Here is a 19,960-nt window from a genome sequence, read left to right on the forward strand (position 1 = left end):
TTTCAGACATGGCCTCACTCATCGACCGGCACACGGGGTTCGTCGCGGAGCTGCGGCGGGCCGGGATGCCGGTGTCGGTCGCCGAGGGCCTGGACGCGGTCCGCGCCATGCAGGCCATCGACCTGCTCGACCGCGAATCGCTGCGCGCCGCCTACGCGGCGACACTCGTCAAGCGGCCCCAGCACCGCCCGACGTTCGACACCCTCTTCGACCTGTGGTTCCCCGGAGCGGTCGGGGACGGCGCGGGGGCGCACCCGGACCCGGACCGCCCCGCCCGGACGCTGGACGACGACGGACGCCCCGTCCCGCCCGCCCTGGACCCGGAGGTGCAGGCCCGCCGCGGCGAGCTGGCGGAGCTCCTCCTGTCCGGCGACGACGCCGCGCTGCGGCAGTTCGCCCGCATGGCCGTCGCCGAGTACGGCCAGACGCCGGGACAGGAGTCGTGGTTCTCCTTCGGCGTCATGCGCGCCATGTCGCCCGAGACGCTCATGAGCAGGCTGCTCAACGCCGTCCTGACCGGGCGGGAACGCGGCGGCATGGCCGAGCGGGTCGCCCGCCGGACGTTCCGCGACCGCATCGCCCGGTTCGAGGACCTCGTCGCGGGCGAGGTGCGGCGCCGCATCGCCGAGGACACCGGCGTCGAACGCACCGCCCGCATCGCCGTCCGCCCGCCGCTGGAACGGCTCGACTTCTCCGCCGCGAACCGCGCCGATCTGGCGGCGCTGCGCCGCGAGGTGTACCCGCTGGCGCGCAAGCTCGCGTCCCGGCTCGTGCAGAAGCAGCGGCGCGGCCGGCGCGGCCGGCTCGACTTCCGCCGGACGGTCCGCGCGTCCCTGGCCAGCGGGGGAGTGCCGCTCACCACCCACCACCGGCCGCGCCGGCCGCACAAGCCGGAGCTGGTCGTGCTCTGCGACGCCAGCGACTCGGTGTCGTCGTTCGCGCACTTCACGCTGCTGCTGACGTTCGCGCTGCGGGAGCAGTTCAGCAAGGTCCGCGCGTTCGCGTTCATCGACACCACCGACGAGATCACCCGGTTCTTCGCGCCGGGCGCGGACGTCGCGGAGGCGATGACCCGGCTGGCCGCGGAGGCCGACCTCGTCTGGATCACCGGCCGCTCCAACTACGGCCACGCCATCAAGGTGTTCGACGACCGGTACCGCGACGCCATCACGCCCAAAACGTCCCTGCTGATCCTCGGCGACGCCCGCTCCAACTACGGTGAGCTGTCCCTGCCGGTGCTGCGTTCCCTGGTGGACCGCACCCGGCACGCCTACTGGCTCAACCCGGAGCCGCGCGGCCAGTGGGACACCGGCGACTCCGCCGCGTCCCGCTACGGCGAGCTCGTCCCCATGTACGAATGCCGCAACCTGACCCAGTTGGCGGCCTTCATCGAGGAACTCACCTGACGCGGACCGCGACGGCGAGGACGGCGCCGGCCAGCGCGATGACGGCGGACACGAACATCGCCACGTTGGTGCCGTGGGCGAGGTCGGACACGCCGGTGCCGGCGCCGGTGGCGATGGCGCCCACGATCGCGACGCCCACCGACGCGCCGACATAGCGGGCGGTGTTGTTGGCGCCCGTCCCCATGCTCGCCCGGTCGGCGGGGACGCTGTCGACGGCCAGCCTGGCGAGCATCGCGTTGGAGAGGCCGCCGCCCAGCCCGGCGACGATCAGCCCGGGGACGAGCCGCCCCCAGTGGTCCTGCGGGGCCATCCCCAGCATCGCGAACTGCCCGGCGGCGCAGAGCGCGAGCCCGGCGCCGAGCAGCCGCCCGGCGGACAGGCGGGCGGGCAGGCGGCGGGCCTGCAGCGAGGCGAGGAACGACAGCCCCGACCAGAACACCAGGACGAGGGCCGCCACGAGCGGGGATATGTCCATGACCAGAGTCATCATGGTCGGCAGGTAGCTCATGATCCCGATGACTCCGAGCCCGGTGACCATCGCCCCCGAGATCGACAGCAGGAACGCGGGCCGCCGCAGCAGCGCGAGGTCGAGCATCGGCTCCCGCCGCCGCGTCTCGATCACGGCGAACGCGGCGAGCAGCACGGCCGCCGCGGCGAACAGCACCGCGACCACCGGACGCGTCCAGCCCAGCCGTCCCCACGTGATCGCCGTGACCAGGGCCCCCACCCCCAGGCACATGGTGAGCAGGCCGGGCAGGTCCAGTCCGCGCGGCCGTTCGGCCCGGGACTCCCGCAGCCGGAGCGCCGCCACGCCGAGCAGCACCGACCCCAGCGCCGCCGCCCAGTACCAGAGCCGCCAGTCTCCGGCCTCGGCGAACCCGGCGGAGGCGATCGGGCCGACCGCGACGCCGAGTCCGAGCATCGCGCCCCAGACCCCGGTGGCGTGCGCCCGGCGGGGCCCCGGACCGAACGAGGCGGCGATGATGCCGAGCCCGGTCACCAGCAGTGCCGCGCTCGCGGCACCCTGCACGATCCGTCCGGCGACGAAGACCGCCGCGTTGGGCGCCACGGCACAGGCGACGCTGGACGCGGCGAGCGTCCCGGCGCCGATCAGGAACACGCGCCGCCGCCCGTGGTCGTCGGCGAGGCTGCCGACGGCCAGCAGCGCCGCCGCCAGACCGAGGCTGATCGAACTCATGAGCCAGATCTGGGCCGTCGGATCCGCGTGCAGACCGCGCGCCGTGTCGGTCAGCGCCGCCATCGGCGCCGTGTAGTTCATCAGGGCCAGCAGGGTCGCGGCGGCGGGGACCGCCAGCGCGGCCGCGGAACCGGGCGCGCGGCGCGCGGTACCGGAGGCCGCCACGGTCGTCATGCAGTCTCCAGGGGGTTCAACTGGTGGGTTTCTTGAATGAACTCAGGCCGACGACGGTAGCACCCGTACGCGCGCGGCGAGATAGGTGGATATGACCGGATAATCTGCACGCTCATGGAGACCGAAAAGGCGACGCCCGCCCCGCGGTCCAGGCGGATCCTGCTCGGCCCCCTGTGGCGGCTCATCGACGGCGGCCCGGACGACACGCGCGCGCAGATCGCGCGCCGCGCCCGCGTCCTGGTGACGATCGCCACCGGCCTCGCGAACCTGGTCGGCGCGCTCGTCGTGCTCGCCTTCGCCGTCGTCGTCCCCGACCCGGTCGGCGACGTCTCCGAACGCCTGCAGCTGATCAACCTGATCGTCTTCACCGCCTACGTCGCCGCCGCCGTCCCCCTCGGCCTCGTCCTCGGCGAACGGTTCTTCCGCCGCGTCCGCCGCCTTGTCGAACGGCACGAGGAACCCGGCCGGCACGAACGCTCCCTGCTGCTGTACGGGCCGCTGCGGCTGATGGCCCTGCACCTGACCCTGTGGGGCATCGGGACGGTCGGCTGGGTGATCATCAACGCCCCGTTCTCCGCGCTGCTCGCCGTCAAGCTCGGCCTGACCAGCCTGCTCGGCGGACTCACCACCTGCACCGTCGTCTACCTGCTGACCGAGCGGCTGCTCCGGCGCGCGGTCACCACGGCGCTGCACAGCGAGCTGCCGCGCCGGACCGGCCTGCCGGGCGTCGTCGCGCGGTCGGTCCTCGCCTGGGGGCTCGGCACCGCCGTCCCGATCCTCGGCCTGATCACCCTGGCCGTCGGCTCGTTCCTCATCGCCAGGATCACCGTCCGGGACTTCGCGCTGGCCGTCCTCGCCCTCGGCGGCATCGCCCTCGTCGTCGGGCTCGGAGTCACCTACGGCGCCGCCCGCGCCATCGCCGACCCGGTCGAGTCGGTGCGGCTCGGCCTCGCCCGGGTGGAACGCGGCGACCTGGACGTCGAGGTGCCCGTCTACGACGGCAGCGAGGTCGGCCTCCTGCAGGCCGGCTTCAACCACATGGCCGCCGGGCTGCGCGAGCACGAGCGGCTCCAGGACCTGTTCGGCCGCCAGGTCGGCGAGGACGTCGCCCGCGTCGCCGTCGAACGCGGCATCGACCTCGGCGGCGAGCTCCGCGAGGTCGCGGTGATCTTCGTGGACCTCATCGGCTCCACCCGGCTGGCCGCCGACCGCCCGCCCGCCGAGGTCGTCGGGCTGCTGAACGACTTCTTCGCCGTGGTCGTCGAGGTGGTCGGCGCGCACGGCGGCTGGATCAACAAGTTCGAGGGCGACGCCGCACTGGCGATCTTCGGCGCGCCCCTCGACCTGGACGGCGCCCACGGCCGCGCCCTCGCCGCCGCCCGCGAGCTGGCCCGCCGGCTGCGCGACGACGTCCCCGGCCTGCGGGCGGCCGTCGGCGTCTCCGCCGGCGAGGCCGTGGCCGGGCACATCGGCGCCGAGGAACGCTTCGAGTACACCGTCATCGGCGACCCCGTGAACGAGGCCGCCCGCCTCACCGACCTCGCCAAGACCTACGACGAGCGGGTGCTGGCCGCCGGCTCCCTCGTCGCCCGCGCCGGGCCGGACGAGGCGGCGCACTGGACCCTCGGAGACGAGGTCACCCTCCGCGGCCGCACCCGCCCCACCCGGCTCGCCTCACCCCGCCCGGCCGGACGCGCCTCGACCTGAGGTCAGTGGCCGCGGGCGATCCACTCGTCCAGATTCGGGGCCTCCGCGCCGATCGTGGTGGAGTCGCCGTGCCCCGTCCGGACCTCGGTCTCGGCGGGCAGCGTCAGCAGCCGCTCGCGGATCGAGGTGATGATCGTCGGGAAGTCGGAGAACGACCGCCCCGTCGCGCCCGGCCCGCCGCTGAACAGCGTGTCGCCGGAGAACACCGTGCCCAGGCCGGGCGCGTGCAGGCACACCGCCCCGGGGCTGTGGCCGGGCGTGTGCAGGACGGTCAGATCGGTGCCCGCGACGGTGATGACCTGCCCGTCGGACAGGTCGCCGTCAGGACTCGCGCCCGGGTGCCTCTGCTTCCACAGCATCAGGTCGTCCGGGTGCAGCAGGACGGGCGCGCCGGTGCGGGCCTTCAGCGCCGGCGCCGCGTCGATGTGATCGTCGTGGCCGTGCGTGGACACGATCGCCACGAGCCGCCGCCCGCCGAGCGCGCCGGCGATCGCGTCAGCGTCGTGTGCGGCGTCGATGACGATCGCCTCGCTGTCGTCGCCGACGATCCAGACGTTGTTGTCGACGTCCCACGTCCCGCCGTCCAGCGAGAACGTCCCCGACGTCACGATGTGGTCGATCCGCGCCGCCATCAGAGGATCACCACCGAGCGCAGCACGTCGCCGTGGTGCATCTTCTCGAACGCGGCCTCCACGCCGTCCAGCTCGATCGTCTCGGACACGAACGCGTCCAGGTCCAGGCGGCCCTGCAGGTACAGGTCGATGAGCATCGGGAAGTCCCGGGAGGGCAGGCAGTCGCCGTACCAGGACGACTTCAGCGAGCCGCCGCGCCCGAACATGTCCAGCAGCGGCAGCTCCAGCTTCATCTCGGGTGTCGGGACCCCCACCAGCACGACCGTCCCGGCGAGGTCGCGGGCGTAGAACGCCTGCTCGTAGGTCTCCGGGCGGCCGACCGCGTCGATGACGAGGTCCGCGCCGTTCCCGCCGGTCAGCTCCCGCACCGTCTCGACGACGTCCCTGTCTTTGCCGTTCACGGTGTGCGTCGCGCCGAGCGCGGACGCCGTGGTCAGCTTCCGCTCGTCCAGGTCCACCGCGATGATCTTCGAGGCGCCCGCCAGCCGAGCCCCGAGCACCGCCGCGGCGCCGACGCCGCCGCACCCGATGACCGCGACAAAGTCGCCCCGCCCGGCCCCGCCGGTGTTGATCGCCGCGCCGAGCCCCGCCATGACGCCGCACCCCAGCAGCCCCGCCACCTCCGGCTTGGCCGCCGGGTCGACCTTGGTGCACTGCCCCGCCGCCACCAGCGTCTTGTCGGCGAACGCACCGATGCCCAGCGCGGGCGACAGTTCCGTGCCGTCCTCAAGGGTCATCTTCTGCGCGGCGTTGTGCGTGTCGAAGCAGTACCAGGGGCGCCCGCGCAGGCACGCCCGGCACTGCCCGCACACCGCCCGCCAGTTCAGGATCACGAAGTCGCCCGGCGCGACCTCCGTCACCCCGTCGCCCACCGACTCGACCACCCCGGCGGCCTCGTGCCCGAGCAGGAACGGGAACTCGTCGTTGATCCCGCCCTCGCGGTAGTGCAGGTCGGTGTGGCACACCCCGCACGCCTGGACGTCGACGACCGCCTCCCCGGGCCCGGGATCGGGAACGGTGATCGTCTCGATCCGCACCGGCTGCCCCTTGCCCGGTGCGATGACCCCGCGTACCTGCTGCGCCATGCTGCCGCCTCTCCTGATCTGGATCTTCCTCCGACCCTATATATCCCTCCCCGGCCGGCATCCCCCATCGCTTCCGCCGTCCGGAACCCGCGCGGGCACGGAAACGGGGCGGGGCGCCGCCGGCGCTCAGGTGAAGTGGATGGCCTGGAGTTTGTCGGCGGCGTCGCGGTCGAGGATCGTGACGCCGGCGGCGGGCGGGAGGGGGTCGCCGCCGCGGGCGCGGGCGATGAGGGGGCGCCAGCGGCGGCAGTGGCGGGCGAACGTGACGGACGTGACGACGCGGCCGCGGGCGAACTGCCCCGCGCGGGCCGTCTCGGGGTCGACGTCGATGAGGATCAGGTGCAGGTCGTTGCCGCGCTGGTGCGCCATCCAGGCGAAGCAGCGCAGGATGTGCGGCCAGGTGCCCCGGGTGTGCGCGACGACGCCGTGCCCGGCGAGGATGGCCCGGCCGATCCGCCACACGTGGGTGGCGTGGACGAGCGGGGTGCGCAGCCGGACCGGCAGGGGGCGCAGGGACCGCGCCCACCAGTTGCGGGACTGGCCTGAGTCGATGATGAGGACGTCGCCGGCGGGCACCGGCGCCGTCTCGTCACCGTCGAGCCCGTACAGGCGGTTCAGCAGCGTGCTCTTGCCGGCCCCCGGAAGGCCGGCGACGAGCACGAGGGAGCCCGCCGGGAAACGCAGCGCGGGCCCCGGGTCCACCTGGTGGAGTTCGTGGATTGTCTGTCTCCTGGTATCGGCCCGAAGTGTGGTTGAAGCAACGAACGCCCACCACCGCTTGTTCCGGCCGGGGGGACCGGGATCACCAGCCGCGGGCCCGCCATTCGGGGAGCCCGGGACGCTCGCGGCCCAGTGTCGAGTCCTTGCCGTGGCCCGGATAGAACCAGGTGGCGTCCGGGAGCCGGTCGAAAACGCGTTCCTCGACGTCGGAGAGCAGCTGCTTGAAGCGGGTCGGGTCGCCCCAGGTGTTGCCGACGCCGCCGGGGAACAGGCTGTCGCCGGTGAACAGGTGAGGGCGGTCCGTCAGTTCGCCGCCTGCGTCGTACAGTAGCGCGATCGAGCCGGGCGTGTGGCCGCGTAGGTGGATGACGTCGAGGGACGCCCGCCCCACCCGGACGGTGTCGCCGTGCTCGACGGGCTCGGCGACCGGCTCGGGCAGCGGCTCGGCGTCGCGGGAGTGCGCGACGACCGGGGCGCCGGTGGCGCGGACCACCTCGCTCAGCGCCATCCAGTGGTCCTGGTGGCGGTGCGTGGTGACGATGCGGGCCAGGGGCGCGTCCCCGATCAGCTCCAGCAGCCGGGGCGCCTCGTTGGCCGCGTCGATGAGCAGCCGCTCGCCGGTGGCGGTGCAGCGCAGGATGTAGGCGTTGTTGTCGTACGGGCCGACCGCCACTTTCGTGACCGTCAGCCCCGGCAGCTCCCGGACGTCGGGACGGCCGCCGGTCTCGACGTTTCCCGTGTAGGTCATGCGTCCTCCCGTCGGTGGTGCGAAGCCCCATCCTCCACCATCGGCGCCCGGGTTCCGCGCCGTCCCGGCCACCTGATGGAAATGAGTCACCAGACGCAGCCGAACCGTGCGCGGGCGGACGGAAATATCCGTCTTGCCAGCGCATCATGGTCAATGGAAGATCAGGATCGAAGCGGGAGGACGGTGAACCTTGGTAACCGCATTCCGTCCCGGACCCGACAGGGAGAAGCCCGAGGACCTTCTCGGGCACGCCTGCACACTGGTCCGGCTGTGCGGCCGGGACTCCGCCGTCGCCGCGGTGTTCCTCGCCCTCGTGCTGGTCGGGATCGTGTCCCGGCTGGCGGCCGGCATGCCCGGCCTCGCCGCGCTGGCGCTGCTGCCCGTGCTGGCCGGATCGTTCGCGATCTCGGCCGCCTACGCGGTCCGGTCGCGCCGGACGCTGGTGTCGGTGCTCGCGGAGGTGCGCGGCCGGACCGGCTCGCCCATCGACCCCGGGGTGCCGTGGACGCCGTTCGGGTCGGCGGTCGCGCTGGACGACCGCATCCGCGACGTGGAGCTGCGGCGGCTGCTGTCGGCGGCGCACCGCTGCGGCGAACTGTCCTGGCAGGCCGTCGCATGGGCCGCGACGACCTCGGTGCTGTTCCTGTTCTGGACGCTGGCGGCGGCGATGGCTGGAGGCTGACCCCTTTGATCGACGATGTCCCCGGTGGGCAGGCGGCCCCCCGCACCCCCCGGCACCCCCTGGACGTCCGGCCGGGCAGCTTCTGGGAGCGGCTGGCCCCCTCCGACCGGCAGGCCCTGCGCGCCATGGGCCGGCGCACCGACATCCCGCCCGGCGGGATGCTGTGCCACCAGGGGTCGGTCGCACCGGCCGTGTACGTGGTGTTCAAGGCGTCCCCCCGCGCGGCGAGCAACGCGGTGGCCAAGGAGTTCGTGGACTCCAGCGAGGGCGACGAGTCGATCATCGACCTGTTCGGGGCGGGCGACCTGGTCGGCGTCCTCGGCCCGTGGGGGCATCCGCAGCGCGGCACCGTCGCCGCGCTCGACCACGTCGCGGCGCTGCGGGTGGACCGCCGCAAGTTCCGCAGCCTCCTGGCGGCCAGCCCCCAGGTCGCCGAGGCGATGATGCACGCGATCTCCCAGACCGTCACGTTCGGCGGCCGCCGGCACGCGGTGCGGGCGGCCGACCATCCGCAGCGGCTCGCCTACCACCTGCTGGAACTCGCCCACCGGTTCGGCGAGCCCGTCGCCGGGCAGGGGACGCGGATCCCGCTGAAGCTCAGCCAGGCGGAGCTGGCGAACTGGGCGGGCATCTCGCGCGAGACGCTGGTGCGGTGGTTCCGGCTGTGGCGGGCCAAGGGGATCCTCGACAGCAGGCCGCGCCCGCTGACCGTCCTGGACACCGAGCGCCTGCGCCGGGCCGCCAGCCCGTGGGGGGACGAGTGGCCGGACCCGGAGCGGGAGGCTCCGCCGCGCCCCGAACCCGACGCGGACGCCGTGATCGCGGCGCGTGAGCCGGTGCGCCTGGAGGGTGGCGGGGCGCCCCAGGTCCGGCTGCCCGCCGACAACCCGTTCTTCGCCGGCCGGACGGTCAGCCTCGGCAAGCTGGACCTGCTGGTCGGCCAGTCCGAATGGCCGCGCGCCGTGCTCGTCCAGGGGATGGCGGGCGTCGGCAAGACGACGCTGGCGCTGCACTGGGCGCACCGGGTCGTCGACCGGTTCCCCGACGGCGTCCTGTTCGCCGACCTGCGCGGCACGCGGCGCAGCCCCGTCACGCCGGCGGAGGCGATGGGGCAGGTGCTGCGCGCGGCGGGCGTGCCCGGCGACCAGCTTCCGCGGACCGAGGGGGAACTGGCCGCGCAGTGCCGGTCGATGCTGGCCGACCGGCGGATGCTGCTGATCCTCGACAACGCGTCCCGGCCCGAGCAGATCAGGCCGCTGCTGGCGGCGGCGACGTCCGGGCTGGTGCTCGTGACGAGCCGGCGGCGGCTGCCCGCGCTGCTCGAAGGCGCCGACGTCCGGACGCTGGAACTGCGCGAGATGGCCTCGCAGGAGGCGGTGGATCTCATCTCGAACGTCCTCGGGCCGGGGGACGCCCGCGTCCGAGACGAGCGCAAGGCGGTCGTGCGGCTGGCCCGCGAGTGCGGGCATCTGCCGCTGGCGCTCGGCGTCATGGCCGGGCGGCTGGCGGAGAACCCCGGCGAGTCCGTCGCCGCGACCGTCCGGGAACTCACCGCGCGGGACGCCGAGGCGGCGCCGCCGTACGGGCCGGGACTGGCGGGCGCGGGGCTGGGCGACGGCGCGGCGCACGGCGCGTCCGGGCCGGGGCTGCAGGCCGTCATGAGCCCGACGTTCGATGTCGCCTACCGCAGCCTGCGCCACGACCAGCGGGAGGCGTTCCGCAGGCTCGGCCTCGTCGCCGGCCACGACTTCACCCCGGCCGCCCTCGCCGCGCTGCAGGACCGGACGGTGGACGAGGCGCGCGAGTGCCTGGAGGGCCTGCGGCAGGCGTACCTGGTGCAGGACGTCGGGCCGGGCCGCTACCGGATGCACGACCTGCTGCGCGACTTCGCCCGGGAGCGGGGGCTGAGGGAGGACTCCGACGGGGAGCAGCTGGCGGCGCAGCGGCGGCTGCTGGCCGGGTACCTCGCCGAGGCGCGCAGGGCGGGGGCGGTGCTGACGGGACGGCCCCGCCCCAACGTGCATCCCGCCGAGACGCCGAGCCGCCCGGCGACGACCGCCGAACGCGCGGCGGGGCTCGGCTGGCTGGAGTCCGAGCGGCGCAACCTCGTCGCCGCCGTCCACCAGGCGGCCCGGCTCGGCCTGCACCGGACGTGCTGGGAACTCGCCGACGCGCTCTTCGACTTCCAGGAGTTCCGGCGCTACAGCGAGGACAACATCGCCGTCCACCAGGTGGCCCTGCACGCGGCCCGCACCGAGGAGGACTGGGCGGCGGCGGCCGTCATGCTGCACAACCTGGCGATGGCCCACTTCGAAGTGGGCGACTCCGTCCAGGCCATCGGATACGGGGAGGACGCGCGGCGCGGGTTCCGGGCGGTCGACCCGCCCGACCGGTACGGGGAGGCCGTGACGCTCGCCACCCTCGCCGACGTGCACGTGGCGCTGGGCCGCTACCTGACGGCGATCGAGCATGCGCGCCGTTCCCTGGAGATCCACGGTGAACTGCGGGACGAGGGCGCCGACGGGGGAGTCGCCAAGGGGAACGACACCCTCGCCCGCGCGCTTCTGGGCCTCGCCGAATACGAGCAGGCGCTGGAGCACGCCGCCCATGCGCTGGGCATACGGCGCCGGACAGGCGACCAGCCCGGCGTTGCGGAGACGCTGCTCACCATCGCGCAGGTGCACCGGCGCCAGGGGAACTTCCACGAAGCGGTGTCACACGCACTGGAGGCCCTCTACATCCGGCAGGAACTGGCCGACATGTACGGGGCCGCCCAGGCGCTGACAGAGCTGGCGCGCATGAACGCCACGCTCGGCCTGCGCGACATGGCACAGCAGGACGCCGAACAGGCCCTCCAGACGTACCGTGCCCTGGGCGCACGCCACGGGGAGGCGCGCGCGCTCACCACGCTGGGCAGGCTGATGTGCGACGCCACCAGGTTCGCCGAGGCGTTCACCTTCTGCGGGCAGGCATTGCGCCTGCACCGCGACACCAGCGACCGGCACGGCGAGGCCGAGACGCTCGCGCAGATCGGGATCGTCCATGCGCGGCTCGGCCGGTACCGGGAGGCGCGCGAACATCTCCTGCGGGCCCTGGAGATCCGCCGCGAGATCGGTGACCAGCACGGAGAGGCCCACGACCTGGAGAACCTCACGGTCGTCATGCGCCGCCTCGGCCGCCACCAGGAGGCGTTCGTGCTCGGCCTGGAGGCCCTCGACCTGTGGCACCAGCTCGGCGCGCAGGGCGGGATGGCGGGCACGCTCGGCAGCCTGGCCCGCACGTACTCGCGGCTCGGCCTGCCCGAGGACGCCGAACGCGCCGCACGCCAGGCCCTGGAGATCCGCAGGTCCGGCGGCGACTGGTACGGCCTCGGCGTCGGGATGGACACCCTCGCCGCCGTGCTGCGCCGCGCCGGCCGTCCCGAGGAGGCGCTGGAACGCGAACTGGAGGCGCTGCGGGTTCTCGGCGAGGTCGGCGACCGCCACAGCGAGGGCACCGCCCTGGTCCACCTCGCCGCCATCCACCTCGACCTCGGCCGCGCCGACGAGGCCCTGGACACCGGGCGGCGCGCCCACGACCTGGCCGCCGAACTCGGCGACACCCGCGCGCAGTCGTCGGCGCTGCACTCCATGGCCCGCGCCTCCCAGCTGCTCGGCAAGCACGCCCGCGCGGTGGAGCACGTCAGCGCCGAGATCGGCATCCGCCGCGACATGGACGACCAGCGGGGCCTGCGGCGCGCGCTGGAGCTGCTGCGCGACTCCCACCTCGCCCTGGGCGACCAGGCTGCGGCGGCCGACTGCGTCCGCCGCGTCCGCGCCCTGGACAGCTGGCTCGAATCAGACGGGTCGCTCGACATGTGACAGAAGACGCCGAGGTGCGACACAGGATGCCCGGCGTGTGACAAAGGGCATGGTCCATCGGCGCAGCGCCGCGTTCACTGGACTGCGAGGCAACGGATCATGAAATAAATGATCATGAGGCACCGTGCCCCGGCCCGGGTTCGGCGGAGGAGGCGAGATGGAGACCGCACCGTTCTGGGACGCGCTGCCCGAACGCGCCCGCGAGGCGCTGCGGGAGGCGGGCGCCCCGGTGGTGATCCGGCCGGGCGCCTACCTGACGCGCGAGCACACCCGCGCGTCCCAGGTCTTCGTCCTGCGCGCCGGGGCGGTGAAGGTCTGGGTCGACCGGGACGGCGAGGTCGCCATCCTCGACGTCCTCGGCCGCGGCGACCTCGTCGGCGAGCTGGAGGCGGTGGACGGCGGCGTCCGGCACGCCAACGTCGAGGCGCTCACCCGCGTGGAGGCTTTCGTGCTGCCCGCCGCGCGGTTCCGCGCCGTCCTCGACGACCACCCCGGCTCGGCCTGGGCCGTCGCCGCCGTCCTCGCCGAGCGGCTGCGCGACGCCAACGAGCTGCGCGTCGCCCACTTCCCCGACGACCCCGAACGCCGCCTCGCGACCCGGCTGCTGCGCCTGGTGTCGCGCTTCGGATCGCCCGTCAAACAGGAGCGCCCGGACGGCGTCACCGCGGGACCGGACGAGGTGGCCGAGGACGGCGGCGTCCAGGTGCAGATCCCCGTCACCCAGCAGGACCTCGGACGCTGGGCCGGCATGGGCCGCCGCAAGGTCGCGCAGATCCTCGCCACCGACCCCGTCCGCGGCGGCCTCACCGTCGCCCGCAACACCATCGTCGTCCGCTCCGTCGACGCCCTGCACCGCCTGGCGGGCCACGACTCCGACTGACCGCGCCCTCGACGGCGGGCCCGGGGGCGTCCCTCGGAGATGCGTCAGAAGCCGGCGGGCCGGTGCGGCCAGGGCGGCGGCACCGGCAGCCGGCCGTCCGGGCGGATGCTCACGCCGGCGCCGTCCGTGCGGCCGCTCAGCCAGCCGAGCAGCGCCCGCCCGGACCCGGACGCCTCCGGGCCGCCCGGCGTCCACCCGAGGCCGGCGGACTCGCCGGAGTCCGTCGCGGTGATCCGGAGCCCGCCGAGTTCACCGCGGAGCCTCTCCGGGAGCGCGGCCATGTCCGCCAGCGTGGCGCCCAGCGACCACCGGACATAGGGCTCGGGCCAGTCGGCGGGCCCGTACCCGGCCGCGAGGTCGACGTGATGCGCCTCCACCTCGTTCCAGCGGCGGTGAACGGTGTACCAGGCCGGGTGGGACCAGCCCCCCATCGCCTTCACGGGAGCGTTCCAGGCCTCTTCGGGCAGCGTCCTCGCCTGCTCGGCGAACCGCGCGCCCGTCGCGCGGACGTCCTCGACCAGCTCGTCCCGGCTGCGTCCGGCGCCCTCTTCCAGCGCGGCGTTGCGGGCGTCCAGGCTGGGGTACTGCGGGATTTCCACGCCCGTCCGCGCCCATTCGAGCAGATTCCACAGGGAGTCGGCATTACGGGCAATATGGGTGGCCACATGCCCGCGACTCCACCCGGGCAGCGCCGACGCCGCGCGCAGATCCTCGTCGCCGAGTTTCGACAATGTCCGGACGATGCTCTCCACGCCGGAATCAAGCTCATCGATCACTTCTCGCCAGTCCATTGCGCGCCTCCTAGACCAAAAGTGCCTCCATCCTTTCGCACGGCCCCTCCCCATGCCACACAATGGCGATCATGGAACTTCCGATCTGCGTGACCTGCGGCGTCCAGTACGCCGGGCCCCGCCCCGACTGCCCGATCTGCGAGGACGAGCGCCAGTACGTCGGCTGGGACGGTCAGAGATGGACGACCCTGGAGGAACTGCGCACCGATCACCGGTGCCGGATCGCCGAGGAGGGCCCCGGCGTCATCGGCATCGGCACCGAGCCGGCCATCGCCATCGGCCAGCGCGCCCTGCTGCTGCGCGCCCCGTCCGGCAACGTCCTCTGGGACATGATCACCCACATCGACGACGACCTGGTCCGCCAGGTGGACGACCTGGGCGGCATCTCCGCGATCGCGATCAGCCACCCGCACTACTACGGCACCATGATCGAGTGGGCGCACGCGTTCGGCGCCCCCGTCCTCATCCACGAGGCCGACCGCCGCTGGGTGGCCCGCCCGGACGACGCGGTGGTCTTCTGGTCCGGCGACACCCACGAACTGGCCGACGGCCTCACGCTCGTCAACGCGGGCGTGCACTTCGACGGCGGCCAGGTCCTGCACTGGCGGGACGCCCGCGCCGTGTTCTCCGGCGACATCCTGCAGGTCGTCAACGACCGCGACTGGGTCAGCTTCATGTACAGCTATCCGAACTTCATCCCGGAACGCCCCCGCACGGTCCGCCGCGCCCTGCGCCTGCTGGAGCCCTACGAGTTCGACCGCGTCTACGGCGCATGGTGGAAGAAGATCGTCTACACCGACGGCAAGAACGCCGTCCGCCGCTCCGCCGACCGCTACCTCTCCCACGCCCTGGACGACGAGTGACCCGGGCCGGCGCCCCATTCCCGATCGGCGCCGCCGAGGGGTGTTCTGGTGGCGGGGGGCGTTCGAACACGTGTACGGTGCGGTAGTGCCGTCCGGGCCCTCCGGGGAGGGTCATGAAATGCGGCGGCGGCCGCCGCCGTTGATGGACTCGGGGGATTCTGTCGCACCCCCTGGCTAGCCTTGAGACCGACCTGTCTCTCCCGGCGGTCGCGCCCAGAAGAGGAACCGGAAGAACACCGTGCATGACCGACTCATCGTGCGTGGAGCACGCGAGCACAACCTGAAGGACGTCTCGCTCGACCTCCCTCGGGACTCCATGATCGTGTTCACCGGTCTGTCGGGTTCCGGGAAGTCCAGCCTGGCGTTCGACACGATCTTCGCGGAGGGGCAGCGCCGGTACGTCGAGTCGCTGTCGGCCTACGCGCGCCAGTTCCTCGGGCAGATGGACAAGCCCGACGTCGACTTCATCGAGGGCCTGTCCCCGGCGGTGTCGATCGACCAGAAGTCGACCAGCAAGAACCCTCGGTCGACGGTCGGGACGATCACCGAGGTGTACGACTACCTGCGGCTGCTGTACGCGCGGATCGGGCATCCGCACTGCCCCGAGTGCGGCCGGCCGATCAGCCGGCAGGCGCCGCAGCAGATCGTCGACCGGGTGCTGGAGCTGGAGCCGGGCACCCGGTTCCAGGTGCTCGCACCGGTGATCCGCGGCCGCAAGGGCGAGTATCTGGAGCTCTTCCGCGAGCTGCAGTCCAAGGGGTACTCGCGGGCGATCGTGGACGGGCGGACGATCCGGCTGGACGAGCCGCCCAAGCTGAAGAAGCAGGAGAAGCACGACATCGCGATCGTGGTCGACCGGCTCTCGGTGAAGGACACCGCGCGCCAGCGGCTCGCCGACTCGGTGGAGACGGCGCTGGGCCTCGCGGGCGGCACGATCGTCCTCGACTTCGTCGACATGCCGGAAGGCGACGAGAACCGCACGCGGATGTACTCCGAGCATCTGTACTGCCCCTACGACGACCTGTCGTTCGAGGAGCTGGAGCCGCGGTCGTTCTCGTTCAACTCGCCCTACGGCGCGTGCCCCGACTGCACCGGTCTCGGGACGCGCATGGAGGTCGACCCGGAGCTCATCGTCCCCGACGAGGAGCTGACGCTCGGCGAGGGCGCGATCCAGCCGTGGTCGAACGGGCACGTGAGCGACTACTTCCTGCGCCTGCTGTCCGCGCTCGGCGACGCGATGGGCTTCGACCTCAACACGCCGTGGGAGAAGCTGCCCGCCAAAGCGCGCAAGGCGATCCTGAACGGGCACGAGACCCAGGTTCACGTGCGCTACAAGAACCGTTACGGCCGGACGAGGTCGTACTACACCGCCTACGAAGGCGTGATCCCCTACATCCAGCGGCGGCACGCCGAGTCCGAGAGCGATACCAGCAGGGAGAAGTTCGAGGGCTACATGCGGGAGATCCCGTGCCCGACGTGCGACGGCGCGCGGCTCAAGCCGGTCGTGCTCGCCGTCACCATGGGCGGGATGTCGATCGCCGAGGTCGCCGCGATGCCGATCGGCGAGGCCGCGAAGTTCCTGCTGGCGATGGAGCTGAGCGACCGCGAGACGCACATCGCCGAACGCGTCCTCAAGGAGATCAACGCCCGGCTCGGATTCCTGCTGGACGTCGGCCTCGACTACCTGACCCTCGACCGGGGGTCGGCGACCCTCGCCGGCGGGGAGGCGCAGCGCATCCGGCTGGCGACGCAGATCGGCTCCGGGCTGGTCGGCGTCCTGTACGTGCTGGACGAGCCGTCGATCGGCCTGCACCAGCGCGACAACCACCGGCTGCTGGAGACGCTGCTCCGGCTGCGCGACATGGGCAACACCCTGATCGTCGTCGAGCACGACGAGGACACCATCGCCGCCGCCGACTGGATCGTCGACATCGGCCCCCGCGCCGGTGAGCACGGCGGCGAGATCGTCGTGTCCGGCACCATCGAGGACTTGAAGAAGTCCGACCGCTCCCTGACCGGCGCCTACCTGGACGGGCGCCGCGAGATCGCCGTCCCGGAGATCCGCCGCCCCCGCACGCGGGGCCGCGAGATCACCGTGAAGGGCGCGCAGCAGAACAACCTCCGCGACGTGGACGCGGCGTTCCCGCTCGGCGTCCTCACCGCCGTGACCGGGGTGTCCGGGTCGGGCAAGTCGACGCTGGTCAACGACATCCTGTACAGCTCGCTGGCCAAGAAGCTGAACGGGGCCAAGCTCGTCCCGGGCAAGCACAAGCGCGTCAACGGCGTCGACCAGCTCGACAAGGTCGTGCACGTCGACCAGTCGCCGATCGGGCGCACGCCGCGCTCCAACCCGGCGACCTACACGGGTGTGTTCGACCACATCCGCAAGCTGTTCGCGCAGACGACGGAGGCGAAGGTCCGCGGCTACCAGCCGGGCCGGTTCTCCTTCAACGTCAAGGGCGGCCGCTGCGAGAACTGCTCCGGCGACGGCACGATCAAGATCGAGATGAACTTCCTGCCGGACGTCTACGTCCCGTGCGAGGTCTGCCACGGCGCCCGCTACAACCGGGAGACCCTGGAGGTCCACTACAAGGGCAAGACGATCTCCGAGGTGCTCGACATGCCGATCGAGCAGGCCACCGGGTTCTTCGAGCCGATCAAGGCGATCCACCGGCATCTGAAGACGCTCAACGACGTCGGCCTCGGCTACGTCCGGCTCGGCCAGCCGGCCCCCACCCTGTCCGGCGGGGAGGCGCAGCGCGTCAAGCTGGCGTCCGAGCTGCAGAAGCGCTCCACCGGGCGTACCGTCTACGTGCTGGACGAGCCGACCACCGGCCTGCACTTCGAGGACATCCGCAAACTCCTCGGCGTCCTGAACGGCCTGGTCGACAAGGGCAACACGGTGATCATCATCGAGCACAACCTGGACGTCATCAAGACCGCCGACTGGATCATCGACATGGGCCCCGAGGGCGGCTCCCGCGGCGGCACCATCGTCGCCACCGGCACCCCCGAGGACGTCGCCGAGGTCGACGCCAGCCACACCGGCCAGTTCCTCGCCAAGATCCTCAAGTGAGGCCGTCCCGGGTTCGCTGAACCCCGCGTCCGCGCCGCCGCGCGCCGTCCGCGCCGCCGCGCGCCGTGGGCGGCGCCGTTCGCCGTGGCTCTCGGCGAAGGGCCGTCGTGGCGTGGCCGCCGCCGGTTACGGGCGGGTCGGTGCGGCGCGGGGGGCGCCGTCCAGGATCATGGAGACATGACTGACGAAGTGACGCCCGGAGCCTCGCAGCGTGCGGGGTGCGCCGGGAACGGGGGGATCGGGCGCCGTACGGTGCTGTGCGGTGCGGGGGTCGCCGGCGCCGCCGTGCTCGCCGGGTGCGCGAGCGGCGGGGAGGAGACCGCCGAGGAGCTCAAGGGCCAGGAGATCGCGAAGGCCGCCGACATCCCGGTCGGCGGCGGGAAGGTCTACGGCGCGGAGAAGGTCGTGGTCACCCAGCCGGCCCAGGGCACGTTCAAGGCGTTCACGGCGGTCTGCACGCACCAGGGCTGCACGGTGGACAAGGTGCAGAACGGGCTGATCAGGTGCGCCTGCCACGGCAGCGAGTTCAAGATCGCGGACGGTTCGGTGCAGAAGGGGCCGGCGGATCAGCCGCTGGCCGAGTACCCGGTGCAGGTGCGCAACGGCGGCATCGTCGTCACCTGAACCGGCCGGCCGCCCGAATCCGGGAAATTGGTTCCGGTTTGAACCATCTCGTTCGCGGATTCGTTCTCCCCGGTGACACACGGGAACCGAGGGTGAGGTCAAGGCGTTCTCCGCGACCTGTACCCACCGGGGCTGCAGCGTCGGCTCGGTGTCCGGCGGCATGATCAACTGCCCCTGTCACGGCAGCAAGTTCAAGATCACCGATGGTTGGGTGGCGAGCCCGCCGGCGGACGAGCCGCTGGAGGAGCGGCGGATCACCGTTCAGGGCGACAAGATCATGCTCGCCTGAGCGTCTTCGTGCGCGCCGGGCCGTCCCGTCGAGGGGCGGCCCGCCCGCCGGCGGCGCGATCGCCGTCCGGCCGTCCGCGGGCCGTCTCGCCGCCGACGATCTCCCCGTCCGCGGGCTCCCGGCCGTCCACGCCCGCGCCGTCCGTGCCGCTGCCGTCCGCGCCGTCCGCGACGCCGCCGCCGGTGATCTCCTCGTGGCCGACGCGGAAGCGGGGGAGCGCGTCGGGGTAGTGGTCGCGGATGTGGGAGACGAGGTGTTCGCGCATGTCGCAGCGCAGGTCCCAGGTGCTCGCGGAGTCGGCGGCGCTCATCAGGGCCCGGAGCGTGACCAGCCCGTTCGGCTGCACATCGACCACCTGCAGGATCCATTCCCGCCGGTCCCACAGCGGGTTCTCCTTGAGCGCCGAGTGCAGTTCGGTGCGCAGTTCCGCGATCGGGACCGACCAGTCGACGTGCAGTTCGACCGAGCCGAGCAGCCGGTTGGAGTGCCGCGTCCAGTTCTCGAACGGCTGCTCGGTGAAATGCGAGACCGGGAAGATCATCCGGCGGTCGTCCCAGAGGCGCAGCACCACGTACGACAGGGTCAGCTCCTCGACCCGCCCCCAGTTGCCCTGTGTGACGACGACGTCGTCCAGCCGCAGCGCGTCGCTGAACGCCAGCTGCAGCCCGGCGAGCAGGTTGCCCAGCGTCGGCCTCGCCGCGATGCCGACGACCAGCCCGGCGACGCCCGCCGAGGCCAGCACCCCGGCGCCGACGGCCCGCACGCCCGGGAAGGTGAACAGCGCGGCGCCCACCGCCAGGACCACGATCAGCACGGCCGCGATGCGGCGCAGCAGCAGCATCTGGGTGCGGGCCCGCCTGGCCCGCCGGTTGCGCTCGCCCTCGATGCGCATCAGCCGTTCCAGCGGCGGATCGCTCAGCGCGTAGCCGATCCGCAGCACCAGCCAGGTGGTGGCGCCGATCGCGGCGATCCGCAGCACGTGCCGGACGCCGCCCTCCGCCTGGCCGGCGAGGAGGTGGTACGGCATCGCGGCGTTGGTGCTGACCACGGCCGCGAACGCGAACGCCGGCGCGGTGCAGCGCCGGGCGGCGCGTCCCGCCCCCGGCCAGCGCACCGACAGCCGGCCGGCCAGCAGCCGCCGGCCGCACTCCACGATGATCGCGGACGTGGCGACGACCGCCGCCAGGACGACCCAGGCCCACAGTTCCGACACCTGCGCAACGAC

Annotated in this window: 15 protein-coding genes and 1 pseudogene; 9 read left to right on the forward strand and 7 right to left on the reverse strand. The window is 73.0% G+C overall.

Annotated features, from left to right (window positions below; translation table 11 throughout):
• The first annotated feature begins 8 nt into the window (after positions 1-8).
• Positions 9-1,406 carry a VWA domain-containing protein gene (locus ACGFIS_RS26950; RefSeq protein ID WP_392905062.1) on the forward strand — a complete coding sequence of 466 codons (1,398 nt, stop codon included), beginning with the start codon at positions 9-11 and terminating at the stop codon, positions 1,404-1,406.
• Here ACGFIS_RS26950 and ACGFIS_RS26955 read toward each other — a convergent pair.
• Positions 1,399-2,778: an MFS transporter gene (locus ACGFIS_RS26955; protein WP_392905060.1), complete on the reverse strand. Its 1,380-nt coding sequence runs from the start codon at positions 2,776-2,778 to the stop codon at positions 1,399-1,401. The two genes, ACGFIS_RS26950 and ACGFIS_RS26955, sit on opposite strands and share 8 nt — an antisense overlap.
• A 114-nt stretch (positions 2,779-2,892) precedes the next feature.
• On the opposite strand from ACGFIS_RS26955, the gene ACGFIS_RS26960 reads away from it, so the two are divergent.
• Entirely contained in the window at positions 2,893-4,485 is a 1,593-nt protein-coding gene (locus ACGFIS_RS26960; protein WP_392973003.1) for an adenylate/guanylate cyclase domain-containing protein, read from the forward strand.
• A 2-nt stretch (positions 4,486-4,487) separates the two neighbouring features.
• On the opposite strand, the gene ACGFIS_RS26965 is transcribed toward ACGFIS_RS26960, so the two are convergent.
• The 4 genes from ACGFIS_RS26965 to ACGFIS_RS26980 form a co-directional block, all read right to left on the reverse strand.
• Positions 4,488-5,120: an MBL fold metallo-hydrolase gene (locus ACGFIS_RS26965; RefSeq protein WP_392973111.1), complete on the reverse strand. Its 633-nt coding sequence runs from the start codon at positions 5,118-5,120 to the stop codon at positions 4,488-4,490.
• Positions 5,117-6,202 (reverse strand): S-(hydroxymethyl)mycothiol dehydrogenase, encoded by a 1,086-nt coding sequence (locus ACGFIS_RS26970; RefSeq protein ID WP_392973005.1) that lies wholly within the window; start codon positions 6,200-6,202, stop codon positions 5,117-5,119. Before ACGFIS_RS26970 ends, ACGFIS_RS26965 begins: the two co-directional genes overlap by 4 nt.
• A 126-nt stretch (positions 6,203-6,328) precedes the next feature.
• The gene (locus ACGFIS_RS26975) at positions 6,329-6,904 is read right to left on the reverse strand and encodes an ATP-binding protein (RefSeq protein ID WP_392973007.1); all 576 of its coding nucleotides are present in this window, start codon (positions 6,902-6,904) and stop codon (positions 6,329-6,331) included.
• A 100-nt stretch (positions 6,905-7,004) separates the two neighbouring features.
• On the reverse strand, positions 7,005-7,670 hold the full coding sequence (locus ACGFIS_RS26980; RefSeq protein WP_392905050.1) for an MBL fold metallo-hydrolase: 666 nt from the start codon (positions 7,668-7,670) through the stop codon (positions 7,005-7,007).
• A 190-nt stretch (positions 7,671-7,860) separates the two neighbouring features.
• On the opposite strand from ACGFIS_RS26980, the gene ACGFIS_RS26985 reads away from it, so the two are divergent.
• From ACGFIS_RS26985 to ACGFIS_RS26995, 3 genes are all read left to right on the forward strand, one after another.
• A complete protein-coding gene (locus ACGFIS_RS26985) occupies positions 7,861-8,352 on the forward strand; it encodes a hypothetical protein (RefSeq protein WP_392905048.1) in 492 nt (163 codons plus the stop codon).
• 5 nt (positions 8,353-8,357) lie between these two features.
• Positions 8,358-12,212 (forward strand): tetratricopeptide repeat protein, encoded by a 3,855-nt coding sequence (locus ACGFIS_RS26990; protein WP_392905046.1) that lies wholly within the window; start codon positions 8,358-8,360, stop codon positions 12,210-12,212.
• 157 nt (positions 12,213-12,369) lie between these two features.
• The gene (locus tag ACGFIS_RS26995) at positions 12,370-13,092 is read left to right on the forward strand and encodes a Crp/Fnr family transcriptional regulator (protein ID WP_392905043.1); all 723 of its coding nucleotides are present in this window, start codon (positions 12,370-12,372) and stop codon (positions 13,090-13,092) included.
• Positions 13,093-13,136: 44 nt separating this feature from the next.
• Here the strand turns inward: ACGFIS_RS26995 and ACGFIS_RS27000 are convergent, their stop codons facing one another.
• Positions 13,137-13,883: a maleylpyruvate isomerase family mycothiol-dependent enzyme gene (locus ACGFIS_RS27000; RefSeq protein WP_392905041.1), complete on the reverse strand. Its 747-nt coding sequence runs from the start codon at positions 13,881-13,883 to the stop codon at positions 13,137-13,139.
• Between the two features lie 71 nt (positions 13,884-13,954).
• Between ACGFIS_RS27000 and ACGFIS_RS27005 the strand changes: the two genes are divergently transcribed.
• From ACGFIS_RS27005 to ACGFIS_RS27020, 4 genes and pseudogenes are all read left to right on the forward strand, one after another.
• Positions 13,955-14,746, forward strand: a complete 792-nt coding sequence (locus ACGFIS_RS27005) for an MBL fold metallo-hydrolase (RefSeq protein ID WP_392905038.1) — start codon at positions 13,955-13,957, stop codon at positions 14,744-14,746.
• Positions 14,747-14,984: 238 nt separating this feature from the next.
• Positions 14,985-17,822 carry an excinuclease ABC subunit UvrA gene (gene uvrA / locus ACGFIS_RS27010; RefSeq protein WP_392905036.1) on the forward strand — a complete coding sequence of 946 codons (2,838 nt, stop codon included), beginning with the start codon at positions 14,985-14,987 and terminating at the stop codon, positions 17,820-17,822.
• A gap of 177 nt (positions 17,823-17,999) precedes the next feature.
• The gene (locus ACGFIS_RS27015; protein WP_392973009.1) at positions 18,000-18,446 is read left to right on the forward strand and encodes a Rieske (2Fe-2S) protein; all 447 of its coding nucleotides are present in this window, start codon (positions 18,000-18,002) and stop codon (positions 18,444-18,446) included.
• A gap of 100 nt (positions 18,447-18,546) precedes the next feature.
• A pseudogene (locus ACGFIS_RS27020) lies at positions 18,547-18,735 on the forward strand (Rieske (2Fe-2S) protein); the annotation flags it as partial.
• Here the strand turns inward: ACGFIS_RS27020 and ACGFIS_RS27025 are convergent.
• A complete protein-coding gene (locus ACGFIS_RS27025; RefSeq protein ID WP_392905031.1) occupies positions 18,722-19,948 on the reverse strand; it encodes a mechanosensitive ion channel family protein in 1,227 nt (408 codons plus the stop codon). The pseudogene ACGFIS_RS27020 and the gene ACGFIS_RS27025 sit on opposite strands and share 14 nt — an antisense overlap.
• Positions 19,949-19,960: the final 12 nt, after the last annotated feature.

This window comes from Spirillospora sp. NPDC048824, assembly GCF_043198455.1.
In the GTDB taxonomy this organism is placed as follows: Bacteria; Actinomycetota; Actinomycetes; order Streptosporangiales; family Streptosporangiaceae; genus Spirillospora.